This window comes from Pseudomonas sp. No.21, assembly GCF_054558415.1.
The window spans coordinates 181057-203918 of the sequence record NZ_BAAJNO010000001.1; the positions used below are offsets into that span (position 1 = coordinate 181057).

A 22862-nucleotide genomic window follows, 5' to 3' on the forward strand; every position below is an offset into this window, starting at 1 on the left:
CACGGTGCAGGGCGCGAATTGTACCGGTCCGGTGCCCGCTCGGCACCCGGTCCGGCGACGAATAGCGGGTCGGCCGCAAACGCCTGCACGCCCGCGCCGTTGATCCTGCCCCTGTAATGGGAAAACGGAGCCTGGAGCGGCGGCGGTGTAGCCTGGTTCCGGCTAGGGGCGCTGTCTAGAGTAGTCAGCTGGACAAAAGGAGTTGCCCCCATGAGACGAAAGGCCCGCATTCTCATTCTCTGCAAGACCTACCCCAGCCCCAGTGCCAAGTATGCCGAGACCTCCTGCGTAGCCGGCATGGATGAGCACGGCGCGTTGATCCGTTTGTTTCCCGTGCCGTTCCGCCTCATCGGCGAGGATCAGCAGTTCGCCAAGTGGCAATGGATCAAGGCTGTTATCGAGAAGAGCACCCAGGACCATCGCCCTGAGAGCCACAAGATCGGCGTGGACACTATCCAGCCTCAAGAATCATTGCCCGCTGGTGACTGGCTGCAGCGCAGGCGCCATTTGGAGAAGTTACCGCTGTACGACAGCTTCGAGGCGCTGGAGCAGGCGCGGTTGAGGGACGGTATCACCCTGGGGCTGTTGAGGCCCGCTCGGATAACCGGCCTGCAGATTCGCAAGGCAGGCACCGAACAGTGGACGGCCGAGGAGTTGGAGAAGCTGGAGCAGATGCAGCGCCAGGCCAGCCTGTTCGATGAGGACGAGGTTGCCAGCATCAAGCGCCTGGAAAAGGTGCCGTTCGACTTTTACTACGATTACGAATGCCAGGTCGGCGGGCAGATGGTCAGCCATACCCACAAGATTTCGGATTGGGAGGCCTGCGAGTTGTATCGGAAGGTGCGTCGAAAACACGGCTCCGACTGGGAGGCGCCTTTCAGGGAAAAAATCGAGAGGGTCCTGCCGAGTCGGGACCTGATGTTCCTGATGGGCAACATGCACCGTTTCCCGGGGCAGTGGTTGATCGTCAGCCTGATCTACCCGCCTAGGCTACAGCCGGGAATAGGTCTGCAACTGCCGTTGCTTTGAGGGGGAGGTGAACGGCCTGCAGGGCGCTGTCCAGGCTGTGGGCGCGCTGGGCGATCAGGTTGCGGTGGCAGAACCGGGCGTCCGCTTCGTAGCAGACCATGCAGATCCGCTCACTGGCTGCGTCGGCCAGCAAGCCATGGAGCCGTTCATCCTGGGTCTTGATGTAGGCATTGAAGCCGCGTTCGTAAGCGGCCCAGTCACCGTCTTCCTTGTAACGCTTGCGTACCGGTTTGGGGCAGCCGAGGGCGGGCTCGTGCTCGTAGGCGATGCCGGCTTTCGCCAGGCATTCGGCAAAGGCCTTCTTGGAGAAGCCCGGCTTGCGCGAGAGAGGATATTCACGAACGTCCAGGACCTTGTCGATCCCGGCTTCTTGCAGGCGCGCGATGAAGGTGTCGATGGAGAGGCCTTCATAACCCGCTGTGTAGATATTCATGATGTCCTCCGCTTCCGTGCCGACCTGGCCGCAAAATCGCGGCGGACTATATCACCGCAGCCCTGAGGCTGGGCTGGCCTACGATGGGCGGCCCATTGGACCGGTGAATGTCCTACAGCCCTCAGCAACTGGAAATATCGCGAATCCAGTCGTCGATCCGCGGGCGCGGTTGCAGCAGGTCGGCGTCGGCGGCGTCCAGCCGTGGCAGGCCGTGGTGGCCGGCGCGGCGGACGTGCAGGCGGATGCGTGCCTGTTGTTCATCGAGGATGTCGCGCCCCTGGCGCAAACGGGCCAGGAGGCGATCGTCCACCTGGTAGCTGCCGCATTCCCGGCAGCGCAGGGCGAGGCCGGGGCCGCCCGAATCCAGGGGTTTGGCTTCGTGTTCGCAGATCAAGCACTTCACGTGGGGCAACTCCTTTGTCCGGTCGACGGCAGGCTTGAATGGGATGTCGCCGCAGACCGGCGCGCCATCGCGGCTCTTTGGCCACTGGGTGCCGGGCGGGACGATCCCGATAACCATAGACCGGGTGCCGGAAGGCGAGTTGCAGAATTATTCGAGCCTTGTGTCGGGTGGGGTGCCAGGCCCCAAGCACCGGGGCCTGGGGCTAGATGTCCTTGCCGAGGAAGCTGTCGCGGTCGGTGTGGCGCGGTTTCGGGCGCAGGGTGTCGACCAGGCGGCCGTCGAGGGCGGCGAGGCCGGCGGCGATCAGGGTCATGCCGATGAAGTGCTGGGCCTCCAGCTGTTCGCCCAGCACGAGGGCGCCGAGGAGGATGGCGCTGACCGGGATGAGGAAGGTCACCAGCATCAGGTTGGTGGCGCCGGCGCTGGCGAGGATGCGGAAGTACAGCACGTAGGCCAGGGCGGTGGAGAGCAGGGCGATGCCGGCCAGCGCGGCCCAGGTGGCGGGGCCGGGCAGGGGCAGGGTCCAGGGGTGCTCCACCAGCAGGGCGACGGGGATCAGCAGCAGGGTCGAGGCGCTGATCTGCCCGGTGGCGGTGATCATCGGCGGCACGCCCATGGCCTTGAAGCGGCGGCCGAAAATACCGGCGAAGGCATAGGACAGCGCGGCGCCGAGCACCGCCAGCTGTGCCCAGATGTGGCTGCTGAGCCCCGACAGCGCGGCGGGGCCGATGAGGGTGGCGACGCCGGCCAGGCCGATGAGCACGCCGGCGAGCTTGCGGCCGGTCATCTTCTCGTCCTGGGTCAGCAGGTGCGCCACCAGCACCGAGAACAGCGGCGTGCTGGCGTTGAGGATGGAAGCCAGGCCGCTGGCGATGTGGGTCTGGCCCCAGACGATGAGGCAGAAGGGAATCAGGTTGTTGAGCAGCCCCATGGCGAAGAACGCCAGCCACACGCGGGGATCGCGCGGCATCCGCAGGCCCATGAGGTGCACCAGGGCCAGGAGGGCGATGGCGGCGAGGCCGATGCGGGCCATGACGATGCTGAAGGGGGGCAATTCCTTCACGGCGATGCCGACGAAGAAGAACGAACCGCCCCAGAGGATGGAGAGGGCCACCAGCATGCCCCATTCACGTGCGCCCATGACGTTCTGCGTGTTCATCGCCTGTCTCCTTGCTTGAGTTCCATTCGTTGCAGGCGGTCGCTTGAATGCCGTCTGTGGCTCCCTATTATTCGGACGGGGCTCGGTATGACAAACGAGCTTTGTTCCATGGATGATCGAGTTTTTCTAAAGCATGAGCACCTTGCCTTCCCTCAGCGCGCTGCGCGCCTTCGAAGCGGCGGCGCGCCACCTCAGCGTGACCCTGGCCGCCCGTGAACTCTGTGTGACGCCGGGGGCGGTGAGCCTGCAGGTGAAGGAGCTGGAGGCGGCCCTCGGCGTGCAGCTGTTCCTGCGCCGGCCACGCAGCCTGGCCCTGACCGCCGAGGGTGCGGACTACTTCGCCACCCTGCGCACGGCCTTCCGCCTGATGCGTGAAGCCACCGCCGAGATCACCGCCCGCGCGCGGCCGGCGGTGCTCACCCTGGCCTGCACGCCGGGCTTCGCCCTGCAGTGGCTGGTGCCCCGGCTGGGTGGCTTCGAGGCGCGGATGCCGGGGATCGACGTGCGCATCAGCCCGTCCAACCGGCGCATGGATTTCGCCCTCGACGGCATCGACCTGGCGGTGCGCCACGGCTTCGGCCGCTACGAGGGGCTGGTGGCCGAGCGGCTGGTGGACGACGAGCTGGTGCCGGTGTGCAGCCCGGCGCTGGCCGCCGGTACAAGCCTGTCGACGCCCGCGCAGCTGGCGGGCTTCACGCTGCTGCACGACGAACACCGCCATGACTGGCCCCTGTGGCTGGAGGCGGCCGGCGTGCCGGGCGTGGACGCCACGCGCGGGCCGCTGTTCGTCGACAGCAACGGCGTCATCGAGGCGGCCCGGGCCGGTCTCGGGGTGGCGCTGGTGCGGCGCTCCCTTGTGCATCGCGAGCTCGCGGCCGGTACCCTGGCGGTGCTTTTCGACCAGGGCGTTGCCAGCGCCCTGGCCTATTTTCTTGTCTACCCGGCCGGCGTTCTGGAGCGTCCCGCAGTGGCGGCGTTCCGCGAATGGCTGCTGGCCGAGGCGGGCAGGGCTTGAGGAATCGAACATGGAATACCTGATCAGAACCGCCACCCCTGACGACGCTGCGGCCATCAGCCAGGTGGTGCTCACGGCGCTGGCCGAGAGCAACGCACGCGACTACCCGCCCAAGGTGATCGCCTCGGTGCAGGCGAACTTCGGCCCCGAGCAGGTGCGGGGGCTGCTGGCAGCGCGCGAGGTGCTGGTGGCGGAGGAGGCGGGCTGCGTGATCGGCACTGCCAGCCTGGATGGCGATGTGGTGCGCACCGTCTTCGTCGCGCCAGGTGCCCAGGGGCTGGGCGTCGGCCGGCGGCTGATGGAACAGGTCGAGGCGCTGGCGCGGGAGCGCGGTGTCGCGGTGTTGAAGGTGCCGTCGTCGATCACCGCCGAAGGCTTCTATGCGGGGCTCGGCTTTCAGGCCGTGCAGCAGATCATCCGGGGCGAGGAGCGCACCATCGTGATGGAGCGCTCGTTGGCGGCTGCTCAGCCTGGGTGAGTGATGTGCGGTGGTCTATAAGAAGTCCTTGGCAGCGATCCTCTCGCAGATGGGCTAGGAGGCTGCCACTGACGACCCGGCCCAGCGATGGAGTGCCCTATGCCGCCCAAGAAGAAACCCGTGAATACCGCCGCCGTTGGCACCGTGCAACATGATTCGCTACCCAGGCCGGTCACCGATGAGGAATGGGCGGACTACAGCACTGCCTTCCCCGGCCTGACCCGCGCCAACGTCTACGTGACCTCCCCTGGCTGCTATGACGGCTACAACTGCATCGGCTGGACGGTGGGCGACACCACGCTCGAGTTCGATGTGGAGGCGGTCACTGGCATGGTGCAGTTCTACCTGAGCAAGGGGTTCCTCGAGGTGCCGGCGGGGGATGGGGCCGCCGATGTGGACCTCATGGCCATTTCCAACGGCCATTTCGCCAGCCATGCCACCAAGAAGTACACCGGCCCCAGGGTGCAGGGGATGCCGGACGGGCTGTGGGAGTCGAAGCTCTATCCCGGCGCACGGGTCACCCACGGGCGCCTGGAGCTTGCGGGGGAGACTTACGGTGTGCTCGTGAAGTCGTTCAGGAAAGCGTGAAGGGGACGTCCTTGTCCCCAAGGCGCAGCCAACAAGAACGTCACCAGCCGCAGGCGGCCTCGAAGCTGTCGGCGCGGGCCATTTCCCACATGCGTCCGTAGAAGTCGGCCTCGATCGTGTCCTTGAGCAGGTCACCCGGCTTGAGGAACACGTGGAGCTGGGAGAACAGGCGGATCTCACTGTCGGAGACGCGGCGCACCAGGTGGCGCGGTTCCAGCTGCGAGGGGTGGTCGAGGCCGGCGGCGGCAAGCATTTCGGCCAGGGCCTTGAGGGTGTTGCGGTGGAAGCTGTGCACGCGCTGGGCCTTGTCCGGCACCACCAGGGCGCGCTGGCGCAGGGCGTCCTGGGTGGCGACGCCGGTGGGGCACTTGTTGGTGTGGCAGCTCTGCGACTGGATGCAGCCGATGGCGAACATGAAGCCCCGCGCGGAGTTGGCCCAGTCGGCACCGATGGAGAGCACGCTGGCGATGTCGAAGGCGCTGACGATCTTGCCGCTGGCGCCGAGCTTTATCTTGTCGCGCAGGTTCAGCCCCACCAGCACGTTGTGCACGAACAGCAGGCCCTCGCGCAGCGGCACGCCGATGTGGTCGGTGAACTCCAGGGGCGCGGCGCCGGTGCCGCCTTCCTTGCCGTCGACGACGATGAAGTCCGGGTAGATGCCGGTGGCCAGCATGGCCTTGGCGATGCCCATGAACTCCCAGGGGTGGCCCAGGCAGAACTTGAAGCCCACCGGCTTGCCGCCGGACAGCTCACGCAGCTGGGCGATGAACTGCATCATCTCGATGGGCGTGGAGAAGGCGCTGTGGCGCGAGGGGGAGATGCAGTCCTCGCCCATCATCACGCCACGGGTCTCGGAAATCTCCTGGGTCACCTTGTGCTTGGGCAGGATGCCGCCATGGCCCGGCTTGGCGCCTTGGCTGAGCTTGATCTCGATCATCCGCACCTGCGGGTTCTGCGCCTGGGCGGCGAAGCGCTCCGGGTCGAACAGGCCGGCGGCGGTGCGGCAGCCGAAGTAGCCGCTGCCCAGCTCCCACACCAGGTCGCCGCCGTGCTCGCGGTGGTAGGGGCTGATGCTGCCTTCGCCGGTGTCGTGGTAGAAGCCGCCGAGCTTGGCGCCCTGGTTGAGGGCGCGGATGGCGTTGGCGCTGAGGGAGCCGAAGCTCATGGCCGAGATGTTGAAGATCGACGCCGAATAGGGCTGCTTGCACTGCGGCCCGCCGATTTCCACGCGGAAGGCCGACGGGTCGCTCAGCGGCGCCGGGCGCATGGAGTGGCCGATGAATTCGAAACCGGCCTCATAGACGTCCAGCAGGGTGCCGAAGGGCTTGTCGGCGCCCTCGTTCTTGGCCCGCGCGTAGACCAGCGAGCGCTGGGCGCGGGAGAACGGTAGCTTGTCGCCGTCGGCCTCCAGCAGGTACTGGCGGATTTCCGGGCGGATGCCTTCCACCAGGTAGCGGATGTTGCCCAGGATCGGGTAGTTGCGCCGCACCGCGTGGCGCGTCTGCAGCAGGTCGAGGAGGCCGACCAGAGACAGCACGCCGGTGACCAGGGTGAAGGGCCAGAGCCACTCGTGGTGGATGAAGGGCAGGGTGGCGAGGGTGAAGAGCACGCAGAAGGCGAAGAACGCGTAGCGGCTTAGAAGCGACAGGCTCATGCGGATTCCTTGTGAGAGGGCACGGGGTCAGGGTAGCGGAGCGGCAAGGGTACGCCTTGTAGCGCGGCGAGTGGCACCCTGAAGCTCGTCGGGTGAGCCCGCCAGGCGCCATGGGCTAGCGCGGCGCTGCGAAGAAGCGCCGCCACAACTCGGCCTCGCGCCCGCTGGCGCGCAGGGTGGCCAGGCCCTTGTTGAAGGCCTCCAGGTAGTGGCGGTTGCCGGCGGGCTGCGCGGCGAACAGCACGAAGTACTCCCAGCTTTGCAGCGGCGCGGTGGTGGTCAGTTGCGCGGCTTCGTCCGCCTCCAGCTTCCGGTTCACCAGCCACTGCCCGGTGCCCTTGACCATGTCCACGGCGTCGATGCGCCCGGCAGCGAGCTTGCGCAGGTTGCTGGTTTCATCGCCGCCCACCTCGTATTTCAGCAGGCCGCGCTGCTCGGCCTCTTCCAACAGCGGGGTCTTCGCCGAGCCCAGGGGCAGGCCGATGGTGAGCCCACGCAGGCGCTCCATCTCGGCGGGCGTGCCGTCCCAGTGCACCGGGTGGGCGCGGTTGTAGAAGAGCACCACCTCGTCGCTGTAGACCTGCTCGGAAAACAGGCAGCAGGCTTCGCGATCGGGGCTGCGGCCCCACACCGCCGAGGCCTGCCAGCGGCCCTGGCGCACTTCTTCGAAGGCGCGCTTCCAGGGGAAGAAGCCGTATTCCACGGTGATGCCCTGGGTGGCGAAGGCTTCGCTGATGAGGGTGGGGATCACGCCGTTGCCGGGTTGCGAGGCGCTGATCAGGGGCGGCCACTCGCCGATGGCGATGCGGATGTGCCCCTCGGCGAAGAGCGGGCGGGCGAGGGCGAGGAGGCAGATGAGCAGCAGGACCCGGAATCGGGACATCGAATTCTCCCGGCGATGCATGCGCGGCGGCATGCCGCCCGTTCAGCCAAGCACAGGGCGTGCCGGCCCGCCAGCCCGTCACGGCATGTTCATCGGGGCTCTGTTGTGGTTCATGCGAACAGCCGGCCCAGGCCGCCCAGCGCGCGGCTGCCGGGCAGGATGCGCTCGGCGATCAGCGCGTCGGGCAGCCCCAGGTGCTGTTCCAGAACGGCGTGGATCAGCCCGCGCAGATCGTTCGCCGGTTGCAGGTCGCGATCCTGGTAGAGGCGCGCGAGGCCCGGCCAGTCCCCCAGCCAACGGCCGCCCTTGAGCCCGCCGCCCAGCAGCATGGCCAGGCTGGCGGTGCCGTGGTCGGTGCCGCCGCTGCCGTTGCCCCGGGCGGTGCGGCCGAACTCGGTGACCACCAGCACGGCGGTGTTGCGCCAGTGCGCGCCCATGTCTTCGCGGAAGGCCAGCAGTCCCTTGGCCAGCAGTTCCAGTTGGGTGGCCAGGCGACGGTTCTGGTTGACGTGGGTGTCCCAGCCATTGAGGTCGAGGCTGCCCAGGCGCGCCTCGCCCGTCATGAAGTGTGCAGCCTGGCGGCACAGGGTGACGAAGGCCTGGGGCCCGCGCCCGCCCTCCATGCCGCCCATGGGGCCGGCATCGTCGAGGGTGCCGGCCAGCAGCGTGTCTTCCTGGTACATGGCCATCACCCGCTGGAGGAAGTCCTCGTCCACGCCGGGCAGGGTGGAGGGCGACCAGGAGCCGGCACGGGCCGGCCCGCGCAACAGCAGCGGCATGCTGGCGCCCAGGGCCATGGCGTGGGCGCCGGGCAGGGCGCCGAGGGTGCGGTTGAGCCAGCCGCTGTCCAGGCCGTGGGCCTTGTCGCCGCCGTTCTCCAGCACATTCTGGGCGTCGAAGTGGGAGCGCTCGCGGTAGGGGGTGGCGCAGGCCGGCAGGAGCAGCAGCTCGCCCGAGCGCCACAGTGGCTGCAGCGGCCCCAGGGCGTTGTGCAGGGCGAAGGTGGCGTCCAGCTCCAGCAGCCCGGGAGCGCCACCGGCCAGCTCGCGACGCAGGTCGTGGTAGCGGTCGTCGGCGTGGGGCACCAGCACGCCGAGGCTGTCCATGCCGCCGCGCAGTATCACCACCAGCAGGCGGGCGTCCCCCGGTGCGGCGGCGAGGCGCAGCGGCAGGGCGCCGGCGACCCCGAGCAGGGCGGCGTGGATGAGCAGTTGGCGGCGGCTGATCATGGGGGCACCTCAGCGGCGTTGGAATTCGGGGCTGGCCAGCAGCAGGGCGAAGGCGTCCTGGGCGCTGGCGGCACGGGCGATGGTGCGCCGGCTGTTGTCCCCCAGCAGCGGGCCCAGGGCCTGGTCGGCGATGGCCATCGGGTCTGGCGCGGGTGGCAGGCGCTGGCCCAGGCGGTGAGCCCAGCTGACGCGCTTGAGGATGGCGTTGGGGGCGTTCCAGTCGCTGGCGGTGTCCGGCAGCCCGGCGGGGGACGGGGCGTTGAAGGGGCGGGCGTCGAGCGCCTCCAGCCCCTGGATCACCTGCATGGGCTCGGGCACCAGCTGGCACAGGCGCAGGCTGGCCAGGGCGAACTCGTAGGGGGTCTTCAGCTTGGCCAGGGGCTGGGCCCAGGCCTCGTCGCTGCCGATCAGCGCGGCCATCACCCGGGCCAGGTCGCCGTCGCTGTCCTGCCAGGTGCGCGCCAGGCGCTCCACCAGGGCCGGCGGCGGCTGGTCGGCGACGAAGTGGCGGGCCAGCTTGGTGCACAGGTGGCGGGCGGTGGCCGGATGGCGGGCGAGCAGGCGCAGGGCCTGTTCGCCTTCGGCTTCGCCGGCCTCGCCGAAGGACTGGCCCAGCAGCGTCTTGGTGCCGGGCTGGTGCAGTTCCGGGCGGTAGGCGTGGCGCGCCACCGGACCGTCGTCGCCACGGGCCAGGCTCCAGCCGGTGAGGATGCGCGCCAGGGCGATGACGTCGTTTTGGCCGTAGGGGCCGTCGACGCCCAGGGTGTGCAGCTCCAGCAGCTCGCGGGCGAAATTTTCGTTCAGGCCACGGTCGCGGCGGCGCCCGGCGCGGGAGTCGGGGCCCACCGATTGGGCGTTGTCGAGGTAGAGCAGCATGGCCGGGTGGCGTGCCACGGCCAGCAGCATGTCTGCGAAGCGGCCGCTGACATGGGGGCGGATGGCCTCCACCTCGTAGCGGTTGGCCAGGCCCGCCACAACCGGCTTCTGCACCGAGACGCAGAAGTGGTTGCTCCAGAACATCACCAGGCGCTCGTGCAGCGGACGCTCGCTTTGCAGCTGCACGACGAAGCGCCGGGCGCTCTGCTCCAGGTAGCGCTGGCGGGCGTCGCGCATCAGCTGCTGGCGGGCGGCGGCGTCGCCCCGGGCACCCAGGGCGGCAGGTGGCGTGCTGGCGATGCCTTGCAGGGCCTCGGGCAGCGGGGCTGGGCGCAGCTGGGCCAGCAGCCAGGCGCGGGGCTCGCCGATAGACACGGCCTCGTCACCCCGGGGGCCGAGGCCGAAGCGTTGCAGGGCGTGGCTCGTGGCCCGGTCCATGGCGGCTAGCGCAGCAGGGCTGGGCGCGCCAGCAGCTGGCGGCGCTGCTCGGCGGGCAGTGTGTCGGCGATCTCCAGCAGCATGGCCTGGGCGGCGGCCTGCAGCTCGCCGGTGGCCTGCCGCTGGCGGGCGAAGCTCTGTTCCAGGGCGGCGCGGTCGAGGCTGGGCTCGCCCAGCTGTTGCAGCAACTGCTGGCGGTTGTCGCGGTTGGCGGCGGCCAGCCGGCGCAGCTCCGCCGCGTGCTCACGGACGATGCCGCGCACCTCGCGACGCTGCTCGGGCGGCAGCTCCTGCACCCGCGCCAGCAGTTGGCGCATGGGCTGGCTCTGCAGGCCGGCGACGGCGGTGGCCGGGCGGGCGATCAGCCAGCCGGCGAGGAAGGCGTTGGCGGCGATGGACAGCAACAGTGCGCCGCCGAGTAGCCAGGTCCTGTTCATGGTTCCTCCGTCCACAGCAGTTGGTCCACGGCCTGGGCGGCCAGCGCCAGGTCGTCGTCGGGGCCCGGGCCGGTGAAGTGGCCGGCGAGCAGGCCGAGCACCCCGCACAGGGCGACGCTGGCGAGCTTCACCTGCCAGCCGTAGCCCCAGTTCTCCAGGGCCTTCGCCAATTGGCGGCGCCAGCCCTGGCGCTGGGGTTGCGCGGTGGCGTGGGCGACGATGCGCGCGGCGAGGCCCGCCGGCGGCGTCGGTTGCGGCTGCGCGGCCAGGTGTCGGTGCAGGTCCTGTTCATCGTTCATCGGTGTTCTCCTCGTTCGGGCGGCCGGGCAGCCAGCGCCGCAGTTGCGCGCGGGCGCGGCCCAGCAGCCCCTCCAGTGCCTTGATATGCACCCCCATCAGCTCCGCCGCCTGGGGGTTGCTGTACTCCTCGAAGTAGCAGAGCACCACGGCCATGCGTTGCTTGTCGGGCAGGCGCTGCACCACCCGTTGTACCTCGGCGGCCTCGCGGGCGCGCTGCACTTCGGCGGCGGTGTCGGCGTCGGGGTCGAGCAGCTCCTCCAGCAGGGCGTCGATGTCCTGCTCGGGGCGGCGCTTGCGGCGGCGCAGCTGGTCCAGGCACTGGTTGACCAGGATGCGCTGCAGCCAGGTGGTGAACAGCGCCCGGCCCGGTTGCCAGTCGGCGGCGTGGGTCCAGATGCGGGTGAAGGCTTCCTGGGCGGCGTCCTCGGCATCGGCCTGCTCGGGCAGCACCCGCCGGGCGATGGCGTAGGCGCGGGGCAGGTGGCGGTTTACCAGGGCGGCGAAGGCGCGCGGGTCGCCTTCGGCCACGGCGGCCATCAACTGCTCGTCATCGAGTTCCATCCGTCAGTGGGCCGGCTTCAGGGGAACTGGCCGCCCTGGCGCTGTTGCGCCTGCTGCCGCAGCTTGCCGATTTCATCCTGGGTGATGCGGCCGTTGTGGTTGGCGTCCAGGCGTTGGAACTGCTTCTCGGCGTGGGCCAGGTACTCCTCGCGGGAGAGGGCGCCGTCGCCGTTGCTGTCCATGGCCTTGACGCGCTCCTGCATGCGCTCCTGGAGCATCTCGCGGCGGCTGCCGTCGCCGGCGGCCTGGGCGCTGAGGCTGGCGCCGAGGAGCAGGGCCAGGCACAGGCTGTGGAAGGGTTTCATGAAGTCACCTCAGGGGTTCGGGGTCAGGGTGAGGCTACCGGTGCGGGTCTCGCCCTGGCTGCCGGTGACGCTGCGGGAAAGGGTGTGGCTGTCGCGGTCGAAACTGTAGCCGGCCGAACGCTGCGCCGTCTCGCCTGCTGCGTTGGTGACCTGGGTCTGGCGGGTGAGGCCGTCGTCGCCACGCTGGCTCTGTTGGCTGAAGCTGCCGCTGCGGCCGTCGCTGGTGGTCCAGGTGCCGTTGCTCTGGCCGTCGGCGTGGGTGCCTTCCAGGGTGACGCCACGGCCATCGGCACCGCTGCTGCTGCGGCTGAACTGGCCGCTGTCGCGGTCGTAGCGGGTGGTGCTGGTGCGGCTCGAACTGCGGCCGCCGTCGCCGGTGACGCTGCGCTGGCGGGTCAGCCCGTCGGCCAGGTTGCCGCTGCGCTGGGTCTGCCAGGTGCCGGCCTGGCCACGGCCGGTGACGAAGCCACCCGTGTGTTGGCGTTCCCTGGCCTCGGCCAGGCCGGCGCACAGCAGGAGCAGGCAGAGCAGGTAGGGCAGGTAGGGCAGGGCGTTGCGCAGGGTGGCGTTCATGGGAGCCTCGTTGCCGGGAAAAGGGCGGGTTCGAGGGTTGTACGACGGCGATGGGGAAGCCCCTGCGTTTATTTTTTGAAGGCACCGGGATGGGGCGGACGCCGGGTACAGCTCCGTGTGATCGGGTGCTCCGCTTGGTGGATGGGTGAAGCGTCATCCACCGGCGGAGCCCGGCGTGACGACGGATGCGGGGCTGGTGAGGCGGTGTTCAGCCTACGGCTGCGGTGGCAAGGCGTTGCTGCAGGCGGTGATCACGGCGTCGTCGGCCTTGAGGCGGTCGGGGAGGAAGTCGCGGAGGAATTCCACCCAGGTGCGGATCTTCGCGTCGAGGAACTGCCGCGACGGATAGAGGGCGTAGATGCCCAGGGGGAACAGGCTGTGACGCGGCAGCACGCGCACCAGGCTGCCGTCGGCCAGGCCCTTCACGGCGGAGTACACCGGCAGCACGCCGATGCCCATGCCGGCGATCAGCGCCTCGGTCATGGCGTCGGCGGTGTTGGCCTGGAAAGGGGTGTGGTTGATGGAGATCATCTGCTGCCCGTCCGGGCCCTCGAACAGCCATTTATCCAGGGCCATCACCGAGTTCACCAGGCGCAGGCAGCGGTGCTGGGTGAGGTCCGACGGCTGGCGCGGGGCGCCGTTTTTCGCGATGTAGGCGGGGGAGGCGCAGAGCACGCTGTAGGTGGTGCCGAGCTGCTTGGAGATGAAGCCCGAGTCGGGCAGCTCCTGGGCGATCACCACCGAGATGTCGTAGCCCTCGTCGAGGATGTCGGTGGTGCGGTTGGCCAGGGTCAGGTCGAAGCTCACGTCCGGGTAGGTCTCGCTGTACTGGGCGATGGCCTTGATCAGGTAGTGCTGGCCGATGCCGGTCATGGCGTGGACCTTGAGGTTGCCGGCGGGGCGGGCGTGGGCCTCGCTGGCTTCGGCCTCGGCCTCTTCGATGTAGCCGAGGATCTGCTCGCAGCGCAGCAGGTAGCGCTGGCCGGCTTCGGTGAGGGCGATGCGACGGGTGGTGCGGTGCAGTAGGCGGGTGCGCAGGTGGGTTTCCAGGGTGGCCACGGCGCGCGACACGTAGGAGGTGGTCAGGTCGAGACGGGCCGCCGCTGCGGTGAAGCTGCCGGTTTCGGCCACGCAGACGAAGGCGCGCATGTTGAAGAGGATGTCCATTGAGGGCTCCGACCTGGAAGGGATGCGAATTCTGGCATGAAGTGCCGAGGGGATTATGGCCGATCAGTACACAATGAATCGCCTATCCGAGCGCTTATCCTGACCCCGGGCCGCACATAGAATCGCCGCCGTTTCGGGCCTCTCGGCCCTTGCCTCAGGATGTGCCGCACGTGCCCCGCAATCGTCGGCCCGGGTTGACCCGAGCCAGTCTGTTCGCCGTCTTCCCGCTTCTGTGTTCCTGCATCGATTCCTCCGGCCTCGCGCCATCCTCCCGGCCCCTGGACGCCCATGAACTGGCGCCGGGCGCCGCCATCACCGCCGCTCGGGCCGAGGCCGGTTGGCCCGCCGGGCAGTGGTGGCGCGCCTATGGCGACCCGCAGCTGGACCGCTGGATGGACCGCGCCCTGGCCGGCAGCCCGAGCCTGGCCATGGCCGCCGCGCGGGTGCGCCAGGCCCGGGCGCGGGCCGGGGTGGTGGAAGCCGACGAGGCGCCGCAACTGGGCCTGGACGCCAGCCTGCAACGCAAGCGCTGGCCCGACGATGCCTTCTACGGCCCCGGCGACCTGGCCCGCAGCAGCAGCTGGAACAACACCAGCCAGCTGGGCTTTTCCTACCCGCTGGATATCTGGGGCCGCGAGCGCAGCCGTGGCGAGTCGGCCCTCGACCAGGCCCGGGCGACGGCGAGCGAGGCGCGCCTGGCGGCCCTGGAGCTGCAAGGCAACCTGGTGCGCAGCTACATAGGCCTGGCCCTGCACCACGCCGAGCTGGATATCGCCGAAGCCGAGCTGGCCCGCCAGGAACAGCTGCTGGCGCTGGTTCGCCAGCGCCGCCATGACGGCATCGGCACCGGCCTGGAGGAGACCCGCGCGCAACTGGGCCTGCCCGAGGCCCACCGGCAGATCGACCTGCTGCACGAGGCCATCGCGCTGGACCGCAACCAGCTCGCCGCCCTGGCCGGCGCCGGCCCGGGGGAGGGCGAGGCGCTGCAACGCCCGGCCCTGTCGCCGCTGCTGGACCTGGGCCTGCCGCCGCGCCTGCCCCTGGAGCTGCTCGGCCACCGGCCGGACCTGGTGGCCGCGCGCTGGCGCGTGGCGGCCGAGGCACGGGGCATCGAGGCGGCGAAGGCGGACTTCTACCCCAACGTCGACCTGCTCGGCGGCCTCGGCACCTCGGCGGTGCAGGGTGGGGTGCTGGACTTCCTGCGCTACGACAAGCTGACCTGGGGCCTGGGCCCGGCGCTGTCCCTGCCCGTCTACGACGGTGGCTTGCGCCGTGGCCGCCTGGCCGAGGCGGGGGCCGGCTACGACCTGGCGGTGCAGGGCTACAACCAGGCGCTGGTGCTGGCGATCAAGGGCGTGGCCGATGCCCTGGTGCGGCTGAAGTCCCTGCGCGAGCAGCAGCGCCTGGCCGCCGAGTCGGTGGCCCAGGCCCGGCACGCCTTCGACCTGGCGCAACTGGCCCGCCAGCGCGGCCTCACCGACCAGCGCGCGGTGCTGGAGGCGCAACCGGCGCTGCTCCAGGCCCAGCGCCTGCAGCAGCAGGTGCGCGCCGCACGCCTGGTGGCCCAGGCCGACCTGTTGCTGCAACTGGGCGGCGGCGTGCTGCCGGTTGCCGCCGGCCCACAGCCGGAGCGACTGACGCCCAGCGAACCCACGCTGCACATCCCCCATCCCTGAGAAACGACCATGACCACAACCTTGCGCCGCGACCTGGCCAACTGGGCGCGCACCGAGGGCCTGACCTGGGTGTTCATCCTCAAGGCCCTGCTCACCGCCTTCATCGCCCTCTGGCTGGCCTACCGCCTGGAGCTGCCGCAACCCGGCACCGTGCTGGTGACGGTGTTCATCGTCATGCAGCCGCAGAGCGGCCAGGTATTGGCCAAGAGCTTCTACCGCATCATCGGCACCCTGCTGGGGCTGACGGTGATGGTGGCGCTGATCGCCCTGTTCAACCAGGAGCGGGTGCTGTTCATGCTCGCCGTGGCCATCTGGATCGGCCTGTGCACCGCCGGTGCCGCGCGCTACCGGGATTTTCGCGGCTACGCCTGCGTGCTGGCCGGCTACACGGCGGTGATCATCGGCCTGCCGGCGACCCTGCACCCGGAAGGGGCCTTCATGTCGGCGCTGTGGCGGGTGCTGGAGATCACCCTGGGCATCCTCTGCACCGGGCTGGTCAGTGCGCTGGTGCTGCCGCAGACCAGCAGCGCCGACCTGCGCGCCACCTTGCAGGCGCGCTTCCGCGACTTCGCCGCCTTCGCCTGCGAGGGGCTGGCCGGGCGCCTGGACAGCGAGCGCTTCGAGGCGCTCAACGCGCGCTTCGCCGCCGCCGCCGTGGGCCTGGAGAACCTGCGCAACGCCACCGCCTTCGAGGACCCGCACATGCGCTTGCGCGCCGGGCGCCTGGGGCGGCTGAACAACGAGTTCATGGTGCTTTCCACGCGCTTCCACGCTTTGCACCAGTTGCTCAACCGCCTGGCCGAGCCGGCCGGCGGTCAACGGGTGCGCGAGGCCCTGGCCCCGCCCCTGGCGGAGGTGGCGGCATTGCTCGCCGCCCAGCGCGAGCGCCTGGGCAGCGACGCCGAGGCGGCGGAGTTCGCCGGGCGCCTGGCAGCCTGCCGGCAGGAACTGATGCAGCTGATCCGCGCCGGGCGCGGGCGCCTGGCCGTGCAGCAGGTGGACGAGGCCGGCGCGCTGGATTTCGATACCGCCGCCGAGCTGCTGTTCCGCTTCGTCGACGACCTCCACGGCTACGCCCTGACCCTGGCCTCGCTGCTGGACCACCGCCACGCCCGCGAGGACTGGCGGGAGAGCTTCCGCCCCCGCGCCAACCCCCTGGCCGCCGCCGTGGCCGGCATGCGCAGCAGCCTGCTGATCCTCGCCCTGGGCACCTTCTGGATGGCCACCGCCTGGCCGGCCGGGGAGACCTTCACCATGACCGTGGGGATGATCTCGGCACTGGCGTCGTCATCCTCCAACCCCAAGCGCCTGGCCCTGCAGCTGACCATCGGCGCCACCGGCGGCGCCGTGGCCGGTATCGCGACCACCTTCTGGGTGCTGCCCTGGCTGGACGGCTTCGCCATGCTCTGCTGCGCCCTGGCACCCACCTTCGCCCTGGGCGCGCTGCTGCTCTCGCGCAGCCAGTGGTCGGGCTACGGCGTCGGTTTGCTGGTGTGGTTCTGCCTGCTGTCGCTGCCGGCCAACCTGACCCACTACGACCCCTACCGGCTGTTCAACGAGTACCTGGCGGTGCTGCTGTCCATGACCCTGGCCACCCTGGCGGCGGCGCTGATCCTGCCGCCCAACCGGCCCTGGCTGTGGCGGCGCCTGGAGCACGACCTGCGCCTGTGCGCGGTGCACACCGTGAGTGGGCGAATCCGTGGGCTGGTGAGCGGCTTCGAGAGCGGCACCCGGGACCTGCTGGCCCAGGCCTACGCCTTCTCCGCCGGGCGCCCCGACGTGCAGCGTCGCCTCTTGCGCTGGATGTATGCGGTGCAGGAAGTGGGGCACGCGGTGATCGAGCTGCGCCTGGAGCAGGCGCGGTTGCCGGCGCTGTCGTGCTACGCCGAGTCCATGCCCTGGCGCCAGGCGGTGCGGGTGATGGGCCGCGCGCTGATCCGCCTGTTGATCCAGCCGGGCGAAGCCAACCGCCAGCGCGCCTTGCAGGCGGTGGAGCAGGCCATCGAGGCGGTGCGCGCCACCCCCGAGCCCTGCGCGCCACAGTTCGAGACCTCGCCGCTGCGTCGCCTGCAGAGCTACCTGCACTTCATCCGCACCTCGCTGCTCGACCCGCTGGCGCCCTGGGCCGAGGCGGACGAGGCGGCACCTGCCCCGGTACTCGCCCATGCCCCGTGAGATCGCCCTGCACGGCGTCTACCTGCCGAGCCTGACGCTGCTGTTCCTCCTGGCCCTGGCCGGCGGCTGGGTGCTCGACCGCCTGGCCGCGCGCCTGGGGCTGTACCGGCACGCCTGGCACCCGGTGCTGCTGCGGGTCAGCCTGTTCACCTGCCTGTACGGCGCCCTGGCGCTGGCCACCTACCGTTGAGAGACCCCTGTCCGTGAAACGAATCATCAGTGTCGTCGCGACCCTGCTCATCCTCGCCCTGGCGGTGACCGTGGTGCACCAGCTCTGGCAGCACTACATGGAGTCGGCCTGGACCCGCGACGGCCGGGTGCGCGCCGACGTGATCAACATCGCCCCCGACGTCGCCGGGCTGGTGGTGGAGGTGCCGGTGCGCGACAACCAGGCGGTGAAGGCCGGCGACGTACTGCTGCGCATCGATCCCTCGCACTACGCGCTGGCGGTGAGCGAGGCGGAGGCGGAGGTGGACGCCGCCCGCGCGGAGCTGGACATGCGCCGCCTCAACGCCCGCCGCCGCGCCGACATGGACGACCTGGTGGTGTCGCGGGAGAGCCGCGAGGACGCCGGCCACATCGCCACGGGTGCCGAGGCACGCTACCGCCGCGCCCTGGCCCGGCGTGATGCCGCGCGGCTGGACCTGGAGCGCACCGAGGTGCGCGCGCCGGTGGACGGCTACGTCACCAACCTCAACGTCTACCGGGGCGACTACGCGCGCACCGGCCAGGCCAGCATGGCGCTGGTGGACGGGCGCTCGTTCTACGTCAACGGCTACTTCGAGGAGACCCGCCTGCCGCGCATCCGCGTGGGCGCGAAGGTGGAGATGCGCCTGATGAGCGGCGAACGCCTGCTGGGCCATGTCGACAGCATCGCCCGGGGCATCTACGACCGCGACAACCCGGAAAGCCGCGAGCTGGTGGCGGACGTCAACCCGACCTTCAACTGGGTGCGCCTGGCCCAGCGCGTGCCGGTGCGCATCCACCTGGACGAGGTGCCCGAGGGGCTGGCGCTGTCCGCCGGGATGACCTGCACCGTGGTGGTGGACGAAGGGCAGGGCGCGGACGCCTCGCGGGGCTGAGGGATTGTTGATCCAGCGGCCACAGTCCTTGTGCTGGATCGCTCTGTAAGCACCGGGTGGCGCTCCTTAAAATCGTCCTGCCTCCCACGACGAGGCACATGCTGATCTACCTCACCGTGTTTGCGGTGTTGCGCTGTACCTTCGGCCCGTTCGTGGAGAGCGGGCCGAAGCCACCTCCCAAGGCAATTCGGATAACAGATCAATGAAAGCGTTCATGTTGCTGGCCCTGGCCGGCCTGTCTCCTCTCGTCTTCGCTGCCGCCCCCGAACAACCCGATACCACCCAGGCCGAGCAGTACCACTACGGCATGGAGCTGGACATCGCCCGGGTCATCTCCCGCAGCGAAGTCCCCGACGTCTGCGGCGTGGTGCCGGCCTACCTGACCTACGAGGATCACCAGGGCAAGGTCCACCGCCTCGAATACATGGTGTTCGGCAATGGGTGCTCCAACGGTTGAGCCCAGCCGCTCGACGTGACAGATGCCCGGCCTCATGAGCCGGGCATTGTCGTTTCTGGGGGAGCCATCGGGTGCGTGTGACGTTTGGATTAAATATCTGACTTGCCGGTCGGAATTCATTATCCTGCGGCACTCTTGCTTGCAGTACAGAACAACCCATCAATAAAAGGATCAACTCCATGGCTCAAGTAACCCTCAAGGGCAACCCCGTCAGCGTCGATGGCCAACTGCCGGCCAAAGGCGCCCAGGCACCGGCTTTCAGCCTGGTCGGCGGCAACCTGGCGGACGTGACCCTGGCCAGCCTGAGCGGCAAGCGCAAGGTGCTGAACATCTTCCCGAGCGTCGACACCCCCACCTGCGCCACCTCCGTGCGCAAGTTCAACGCCGAAGCCAGCAAGCTGGCCAACACCGTGGTGCTGTGCATCTCCGCCGACCTGCCGTTCGCCCAGGCGCGCTTCTGCGGCGCTGAAGGCCTGGAGAACGTGATCAACCTGTCCACCATGCGTGGCGCGCAGTTCCTCAAGGACTACGGCGTCGCCATCGCCAACGGCCCCCTGGCCGGCATCGCCGCCCGCGCCGTGGTCGTGCTGGACGAGAACGACAAGGTGCTGCACAGCGAGCTGGTCGGCGAAATCGCCGACGAGCCGGACTACGCAGCCGCCATCGCCGCGCTCTGATCGGGCGAGGGTGACGAAAAGGGAGGCCATTGGCCTCCCTTTTTCTTTGGGCGCGATTTCATGGCCCAACGCCGCGATGTATGGCCTCGCTGCGGGCATTCCCTGTGGGAGCGGCTTCAGCCGCGAAGGACCCACCGCCGGCACCGGGCTGCGAGTGGGCGGATGTTTCATCGCGAATGAATTCGCTCCCACGGGTTCGAGCAACAGCTTCGCGAGCAGAGCTCGCTCCTACGAGGCGTGCCAGGGCCGACCGACGGGGTTGCGCGGGGCCATGTGCGGCGTTGACCCGTGTGTAGGGTGGAGGTCGCTCTTTACCTCCACCAGCGGTGTGTGGTGGGGCGCCGATGGTGGATGGGTGAAGCGTCATCCACCCTACGCAGCGGTCGGCTCCGTAGGGCGGGTGAAGCCCGGGCTACGGGGGAGTGTGGCGCTATAGCGTGAGCTGCAGGCGCTTGACCAGGGCGCCGGGGAGGAGGGAGGAGAGGGTCTGGCGTTCGTCGTAGGTGCTGGCGGAGAGGCGCAGCTGGCGTTCGGCGGTGAGGGCTTCGAGCTGGTCGCCGAGGAGGTCGAAGAGGCTGTCGTCGAAACGCATGGTGCTGACCGGCGCCTGGATGCGGCCGTCCTCCACCCAGAAGGTGGCGAAGCGGGTCATGCCGGTGATGCGGGCGGCGGGCAGGTCGGACCAGTTGAGGTACCAGAGGTTGCCGATGTAGAGCCCGGTGCCGAGGGCGGCGAGGGCGTCGGCTTCGGGCAGGGTGCCGGCGTCCATCACCAGGGCCAGGGGATTTTCGTCGCCGCTGGCGCCGTTGCCGGGCAGGCCGTATTCACGGGCGCTGCGCGAGCCCACCAGGCGGCCGGTGAGGCGGCCCTGCTGGATGAGCGCGACATCGCTGCGTGGCGAACCCTCGGCGGTGAAGGGCGGCGAGAGGGCGCCGGCCACCTGCTCGTGCAGGCCCAGCAACGGGCTGAAGCGGGCGCCGTCGTCCAGGCGTTGCAGCGGGCTTTCCTTGCTGGCCAGGGCGCGGGCGGAGAAGCCGCCCCAGCAGAGCATGCCGGTGATTTCCTCCAGCGCCGCCGGGGCGATGTAGGCGCGGTAGCCGCCCGGGGCGAGGATGCGCAGGGGCTTGCCCAGGTGCTCCAGCTGGGCGCGGGCGGCGGCGAAGCGGCGGAGGAATTCCTCGTCGTTCCAGCCCTGGCCGGCGTAGTCGGCCTTCACCGCCTGGCCGTTGGCGTGGAACAGGCTGAAGTCGAAGTTGAAGCAGTGGGCGCTGTGCCAGCCGAAGGCGCCCCAGCTGTTGGCGAAGCCCCGGTAGAGCGGGCCGGCGGCGTAGATGCCGACCATATCCAGCCCCTCGGCGGCGGCGCTGATGCAGGGCAGCACGGCGGCCGGGTCGGGCAGCGGCTGGCTGTCGACATGGCGGCGCTGCCAGGGCGTGCGGTCGGGCATCAGGTAGGGGTCGGGCGGCAGCTGGCCGATCACTGCGCGCAGGCGTTCGAGGCCGTCGGCCAGGCGCTGGCGGTCTTCGTCTGGCTGGCCGGAGAGGGTGACGGCCATCTGCGCCTGGCGCTCGGCGGCGATCAGCTGCAGGGTGGCGCCGGCCTGGGACACATGGCCGGCCTGGCGCACGCGGGCGTGGTTGAAGCGGATGAAGTCGGATTCCTCGGCGCTGTACCAGAGGGTGAAGTCCTCGCCGGGGCGCATGGCCTGGCGCAGGGCGTCGGCGAGGGCGGCGAAGCCGGCTTCGCGGGAGTCGATATGGACGCTCATCAGGCGGCACCTCCGAATACGTCGACCTGGCTGAACACGCAGGCGGGTGAGGCATGGCCCACCCGCACCACCTGGTTGGGCTCGCCCTTGCCGCAGAAGGGCGTGCCGAGTACCTCGAAGGTGCTGGCGTCGCCCACCGCGGCGAGGCTGCGCCAGAAGCTGGCGGAGATGCCCCGGTAGTTGGGGTTCTTCACCACGCCCTTGAGCTCGCCGTTTTCGATGAGCTGGCCCCATTCGCAGCCGAACTGGAACTTGTTGCGCGCGTCGTCTATGGACCAGGAACGGTTGGTGGTCATCAGGATGCCGCGCTCGATACCGCCGACCAGTTGCTCCAGGCGCTGGTTGCCGGGCTCGATGTTGAGGTTGGCCATGCGGTCGATGGGTGCGCGGTTCCAGTTGCAGGCGCGGCTGTTGGCCACGCCCGGCAAGCCGCTGCGTTGCTGCGAGAGGGCGCCGCCGAGGGGGCGCAGGAGCAGGCCCTTCTCGATCAGCAGGGTCTTCTGCGCGGCGCTGCCGTCGTCGTCGTGGCCGTAGCTGGCCAGCTCCTCGGGGATGCCCGGGTCGAAGCTGACGTTGAGCAGCGCCGAGCCGTACTGGTAGTGGCCGAAGTCTTCCTGGCGGATGAAGCTGGTGCCGGCGTAGTTGCGCTCGTCGCCGAGGATGCGGTCCAGCTCCAGCGGGTGGCCGATGGATTCGTGGATCTGCAGCATCATCTGCTCGGGCATCAGCAGCAGGTCACGGGGGCCTTCCGGGGTGTTGGGCGCCAGCAGCAGCTGCAGCGCCTCGTCGGCCACGCGGGGCGCCGAGCCGCGCAGGCCCAGGCGCTGGATGACCTCGGCGCCGCCCTGCTGGCCGCCGTGGTAGCCACCGAAGCTGCGGGTCTGGCTGTCGTGGCCGTCGAAGGCGGTGACGCTGGCGCCGGGGTAGACGAACTGCAGTTCCTGCCAGTGCTCGGCGCCGGCGCTGTTGAGGTAGAGCTGCTCGTGGCGGTTGACGCTGAGCAGCAGCGTCCAGTTGACCAGGCGCGGGTCGGTGGGCACCGCGGCGGACTCCTCGCGCAGCAGCTCGATGCGCTCGGCGATGCCGGGCAGCGGGGTGTCGAGGCCCGGGGAGCGGTACTCGGCGCGGCCCTGGGGCGGGGTGACGCGGGCGTCCACCAGGTTGTACGGGGCGATCAGCCGGGCGCGGGTTTCGGCCAGGTCGAGGGCGCGCTGCAGGCCCTCGGCGCTGAGGTCGCTGGTGGCGGCATAGGCTTCGACGCCATCGATGCGCACGCTGAGCATGGCGCCCAGGTCGCTGGAGAAGAACGGCGGCTCGGCGACATTGCGCCGTACCCGGCAGTGCTCGCCGCTCTGGCGGACGATGCGCAGGGCGTGGAAGTCGGCGCGGCTGCGCAGGGTGGAGAACTGCTGCTTGAGTCGTTCGAACACGGGGCGCTCCCAATCATCGGCAAGGCAAGCGCGCATGGTCGCGCGGGGCGGCTTCATGGACAAGGGCGG

The 22862-nt window shown here is 69.7% G+C and carries 25 protein-coding genes; 10 read left to right on the forward strand and 15 right to left on the reverse strand.

The annotated features are described in order from the left end of the window. Window positions 1–210: 210 nt before the first annotated feature. Complete coding sequence (locus ACYJSS_RS00790) at window positions 211–1029, forward strand: hypothetical protein (RefSeq protein WP_236205196.1); 819 nt, start codon at window positions 211–213, stop codon at window positions 1027–1029. Here ACYJSS_RS00790 and ACYJSS_RS00795 read toward each other — a convergent pair. The 3 genes from ACYJSS_RS00795 to ACYJSS_RS00805 form a co-directional block, all read right to left on the reverse strand. Next, on the reverse strand, window positions 986–1462 hold the full coding sequence (locus tag ACYJSS_RS00795; protein WP_236205197.1) for a DUF488 domain-containing protein: 477 nt from the start codon (window positions 1460–1462) through the stop codon (window positions 986–988). The two genes, ACYJSS_RS00790 and ACYJSS_RS00795, sit on opposite strands and share 44 nt — an antisense overlap. A 121-nt stretch (window positions 1463–1583) precedes the next feature. Continuing rightward, entirely contained in the window at window positions 1584–1865 is a 282-nt protein-coding gene (locus tag ACYJSS_RS00800; protein WP_111261574.1) for a hypothetical protein, read from the reverse strand. 202 nt (window positions 1866–2067) lie between these two features. Next, a complete protein-coding gene (locus ACYJSS_RS00805; protein ID WP_236205198.1) occupies window positions 2068–3024 on the reverse strand; it encodes a DMT family transporter in 957 nt (318 codons plus the stop codon). A 133-nt stretch (window positions 3025–3157) separates the two neighbouring features. Between ACYJSS_RS00805 and gcvA the strand changes: the two genes are divergently transcribed. The 3 genes from gcvA (at window position 3158) to ACYJSS_RS00820 (ending at window position 5105) form a co-directional block, all read left to right on the forward strand. Then, complete coding sequence (gene gcvA, locus ACYJSS_RS00810) at window positions 3158–4039, forward strand: transcriptional regulator GcvA (RefSeq protein ID WP_236205199.1); 882 nt, start codon at window positions 3158–3160, stop codon at window positions 4037–4039. Window positions 4040–4049: 10 nt separating this feature from the next. Beyond that, on the forward strand, window positions 4050–4517 hold the full coding sequence (locus ACYJSS_RS00815; protein ID WP_236205200.1) for a GNAT family N-acetyltransferase: 468 nt from the start codon (window positions 4050–4052) through the stop codon (window positions 4515–4517). A 99-nt stretch (window positions 4518–4616) separates the two neighbouring features. Then, complete coding sequence (locus ACYJSS_RS00820) at window positions 4617–5105, forward strand: DUF7689 domain-containing protein (protein ID WP_111261571.1); 489 nt, start codon at window positions 4617–4619, stop codon at window positions 5103–5105. Between the two features lie 40 nt (window positions 5106–5145). On the opposite strand, the gene ACYJSS_RS00825 is transcribed toward ACYJSS_RS00820, so the two are convergent. The 10 genes from ACYJSS_RS00825 to ACYJSS_RS00870 form a co-directional block, all read right to left on the reverse strand. After that, window positions 5146–6759 (reverse strand): FMN-binding glutamate synthase family protein, encoded by a 1614-nt coding sequence (locus tag ACYJSS_RS00825; protein ID WP_111261570.1) that lies wholly within the window; start codon window positions 6757–6759, stop codon window positions 5146–5148. 115 nt (window positions 6760–6874) lie between these two features. Then, window positions 6875–7642: a substrate-binding periplasmic protein gene (locus ACYJSS_RS00830; RefSeq protein ID WP_236205201.1), complete on the reverse strand. Its 768-nt coding sequence runs from the start codon at window positions 7640–7642 to the stop codon at window positions 6875–6877. Window positions 7643–7752: 110 nt separating this feature from the next. Next, complete coding sequence (locus ACYJSS_RS00835; protein ID WP_236205202.1) at window positions 7753–8871, reverse strand: DUF1501 domain-containing protein; 1119 nt, start codon at window positions 8869–8871, stop codon at window positions 7753–7755. A 9-nt stretch (window positions 8872–8880) separates the two neighbouring features. Further along, entirely contained in the window at window positions 8881–10185 is a 1305-nt protein-coding gene (locus ACYJSS_RS00840) for a DUF1800 domain-containing protein (RefSeq protein WP_111261567.1), read from the reverse strand. Window positions 10186–10190: 5 nt separating this feature from the next. After that, on the reverse strand, window positions 10191–10622 hold the full coding sequence (locus ACYJSS_RS00845) for a periplasmic heavy metal sensor (protein ID WP_111261566.1): 432 nt from the start codon (window positions 10620–10622) through the stop codon (window positions 10191–10193). Continuing rightward, entirely contained in the window at window positions 10619–10921 is a 303-nt protein-coding gene (locus tag ACYJSS_RS00850) for a hypothetical protein (RefSeq protein ID WP_236205203.1), read from the reverse strand. The genes ACYJSS_RS00845 and ACYJSS_RS00850 overlap by 4 nt, the downstream gene beginning before the upstream one ends. Next, complete coding sequence (locus ACYJSS_RS00855; RefSeq protein ID WP_236205204.1) at window positions 10911–11483, reverse strand: sigma-70 family RNA polymerase sigma factor; 573 nt, start codon at window positions 11481–11483, stop codon at window positions 10911–10913. The genes ACYJSS_RS00850 and ACYJSS_RS00855 overlap by 11 nt, the downstream gene beginning before the upstream one ends. 17 nt (window positions 11484–11500) lie before the next feature. Beyond that, entirely contained in the window at window positions 11501–11788 is a 288-nt protein-coding gene (locus ACYJSS_RS00860; protein WP_236205205.1) for an EF-hand domain-containing protein, read from the reverse strand. A gap of 9 nt (window positions 11789–11797) precedes the next feature. After that, window positions 11798–12361 carry a hypothetical protein gene (locus tag ACYJSS_RS00865; protein WP_236205206.1) on the reverse strand — a complete coding sequence of 188 codons (564 nt, stop codon included), beginning with the start codon at window positions 12359–12361 and terminating at the stop codon, window positions 11798–11800. Window positions 12362–12574: 213 nt separating this feature from the next. Then, window positions 12575–13528 (reverse strand): LysR family transcriptional regulator, encoded by a 954-nt coding sequence (locus ACYJSS_RS00870; protein ID WP_236205207.1) that lies wholly within the window; start codon window positions 13526–13528, stop codon window positions 12575–12577. Between the two features lie 170 nt (window positions 13529–13698). Here ACYJSS_RS00870 and ACYJSS_RS00875 point away from each other — a divergent pair, with 170 nt between their 5' ends. The 6 genes from ACYJSS_RS00875 (at window position 13699) to tpx (ending at window position 19595) form a co-directional block, all read left to right on the forward strand. Continuing rightward, window positions 13699–15204 carry an efflux transporter outer membrane subunit gene (locus tag ACYJSS_RS00875; RefSeq protein ID WP_236205208.1) on the forward strand — a complete coding sequence of 502 codons (1506 nt, stop codon included), beginning with the start codon at window positions 13699–13701 and terminating at the stop codon, window positions 15202–15204. A gap of 9 nt (window positions 15205–15213) precedes the next feature. Beyond that, window positions 15214–17379: an FUSC family protein gene (locus tag ACYJSS_RS00880; RefSeq protein ID WP_236205209.1), complete on the forward strand. Its 2166-nt coding sequence runs from the start codon at window positions 15214–15216 to the stop codon at window positions 17377–17379. Further along, a complete protein-coding gene (locus ACYJSS_RS00885) occupies window positions 17369–17569 on the forward strand; it encodes a DUF1656 domain-containing protein (RefSeq protein WP_111261558.1) in 201 nt (66 codons plus the stop codon). The genes ACYJSS_RS00880 and ACYJSS_RS00885 overlap by 11 nt, the downstream gene beginning before the upstream one ends. Before the next feature lie 7 nt (window positions 17570–17576). After that, window positions 17577–18461: an efflux RND transporter periplasmic adaptor subunit gene (locus tag ACYJSS_RS00890; protein ID WP_111261557.1), complete on the forward strand. Its 885-nt coding sequence runs from the start codon at window positions 17577–17579 to the stop codon at window positions 18459–18461. 202 nt (window positions 18462–18663) lie between these two features. Further along, window positions 18664–18918: a DUF2790 domain-containing protein gene (locus ACYJSS_RS00895; protein ID WP_236205210.1), complete on the forward strand. Its 255-nt coding sequence runs from the start codon at window positions 18664–18666 to the stop codon at window positions 18916–18918. 179 nt (window positions 18919–19097) lie between these two features. Then, on the forward strand, window positions 19098–19595 hold the full coding sequence (gene tpx, locus ACYJSS_RS00900; RefSeq protein ID WP_043244675.1) for a thiol peroxidase: 498 nt from the start codon (window positions 19098–19100) through the stop codon (window positions 19593–19595). A 430-nt stretch (window positions 19596–20025) separates the two neighbouring features. On the opposite strand, the gene ACYJSS_RS00905 is transcribed toward tpx, so the two are convergent. Next, on the reverse strand, window positions 20026–21363 hold the full coding sequence (locus tag ACYJSS_RS00905; RefSeq protein WP_236205211.1) for a TldD/PmbA family protein: 1338 nt from the start codon (window positions 21361–21363) through the stop codon (window positions 20026–20028). Next, entirely contained in the window at window positions 21363–22793 is a 1431-nt protein-coding gene (locus tag ACYJSS_RS00910; protein WP_236205212.1) for a TldD/PmbA family protein, read from the reverse strand. Before ACYJSS_RS00910 ends, ACYJSS_RS00905 begins: the two co-directional genes overlap by 1 nt. Window positions 22794–22862 lie beyond the last annotated feature (69 nt).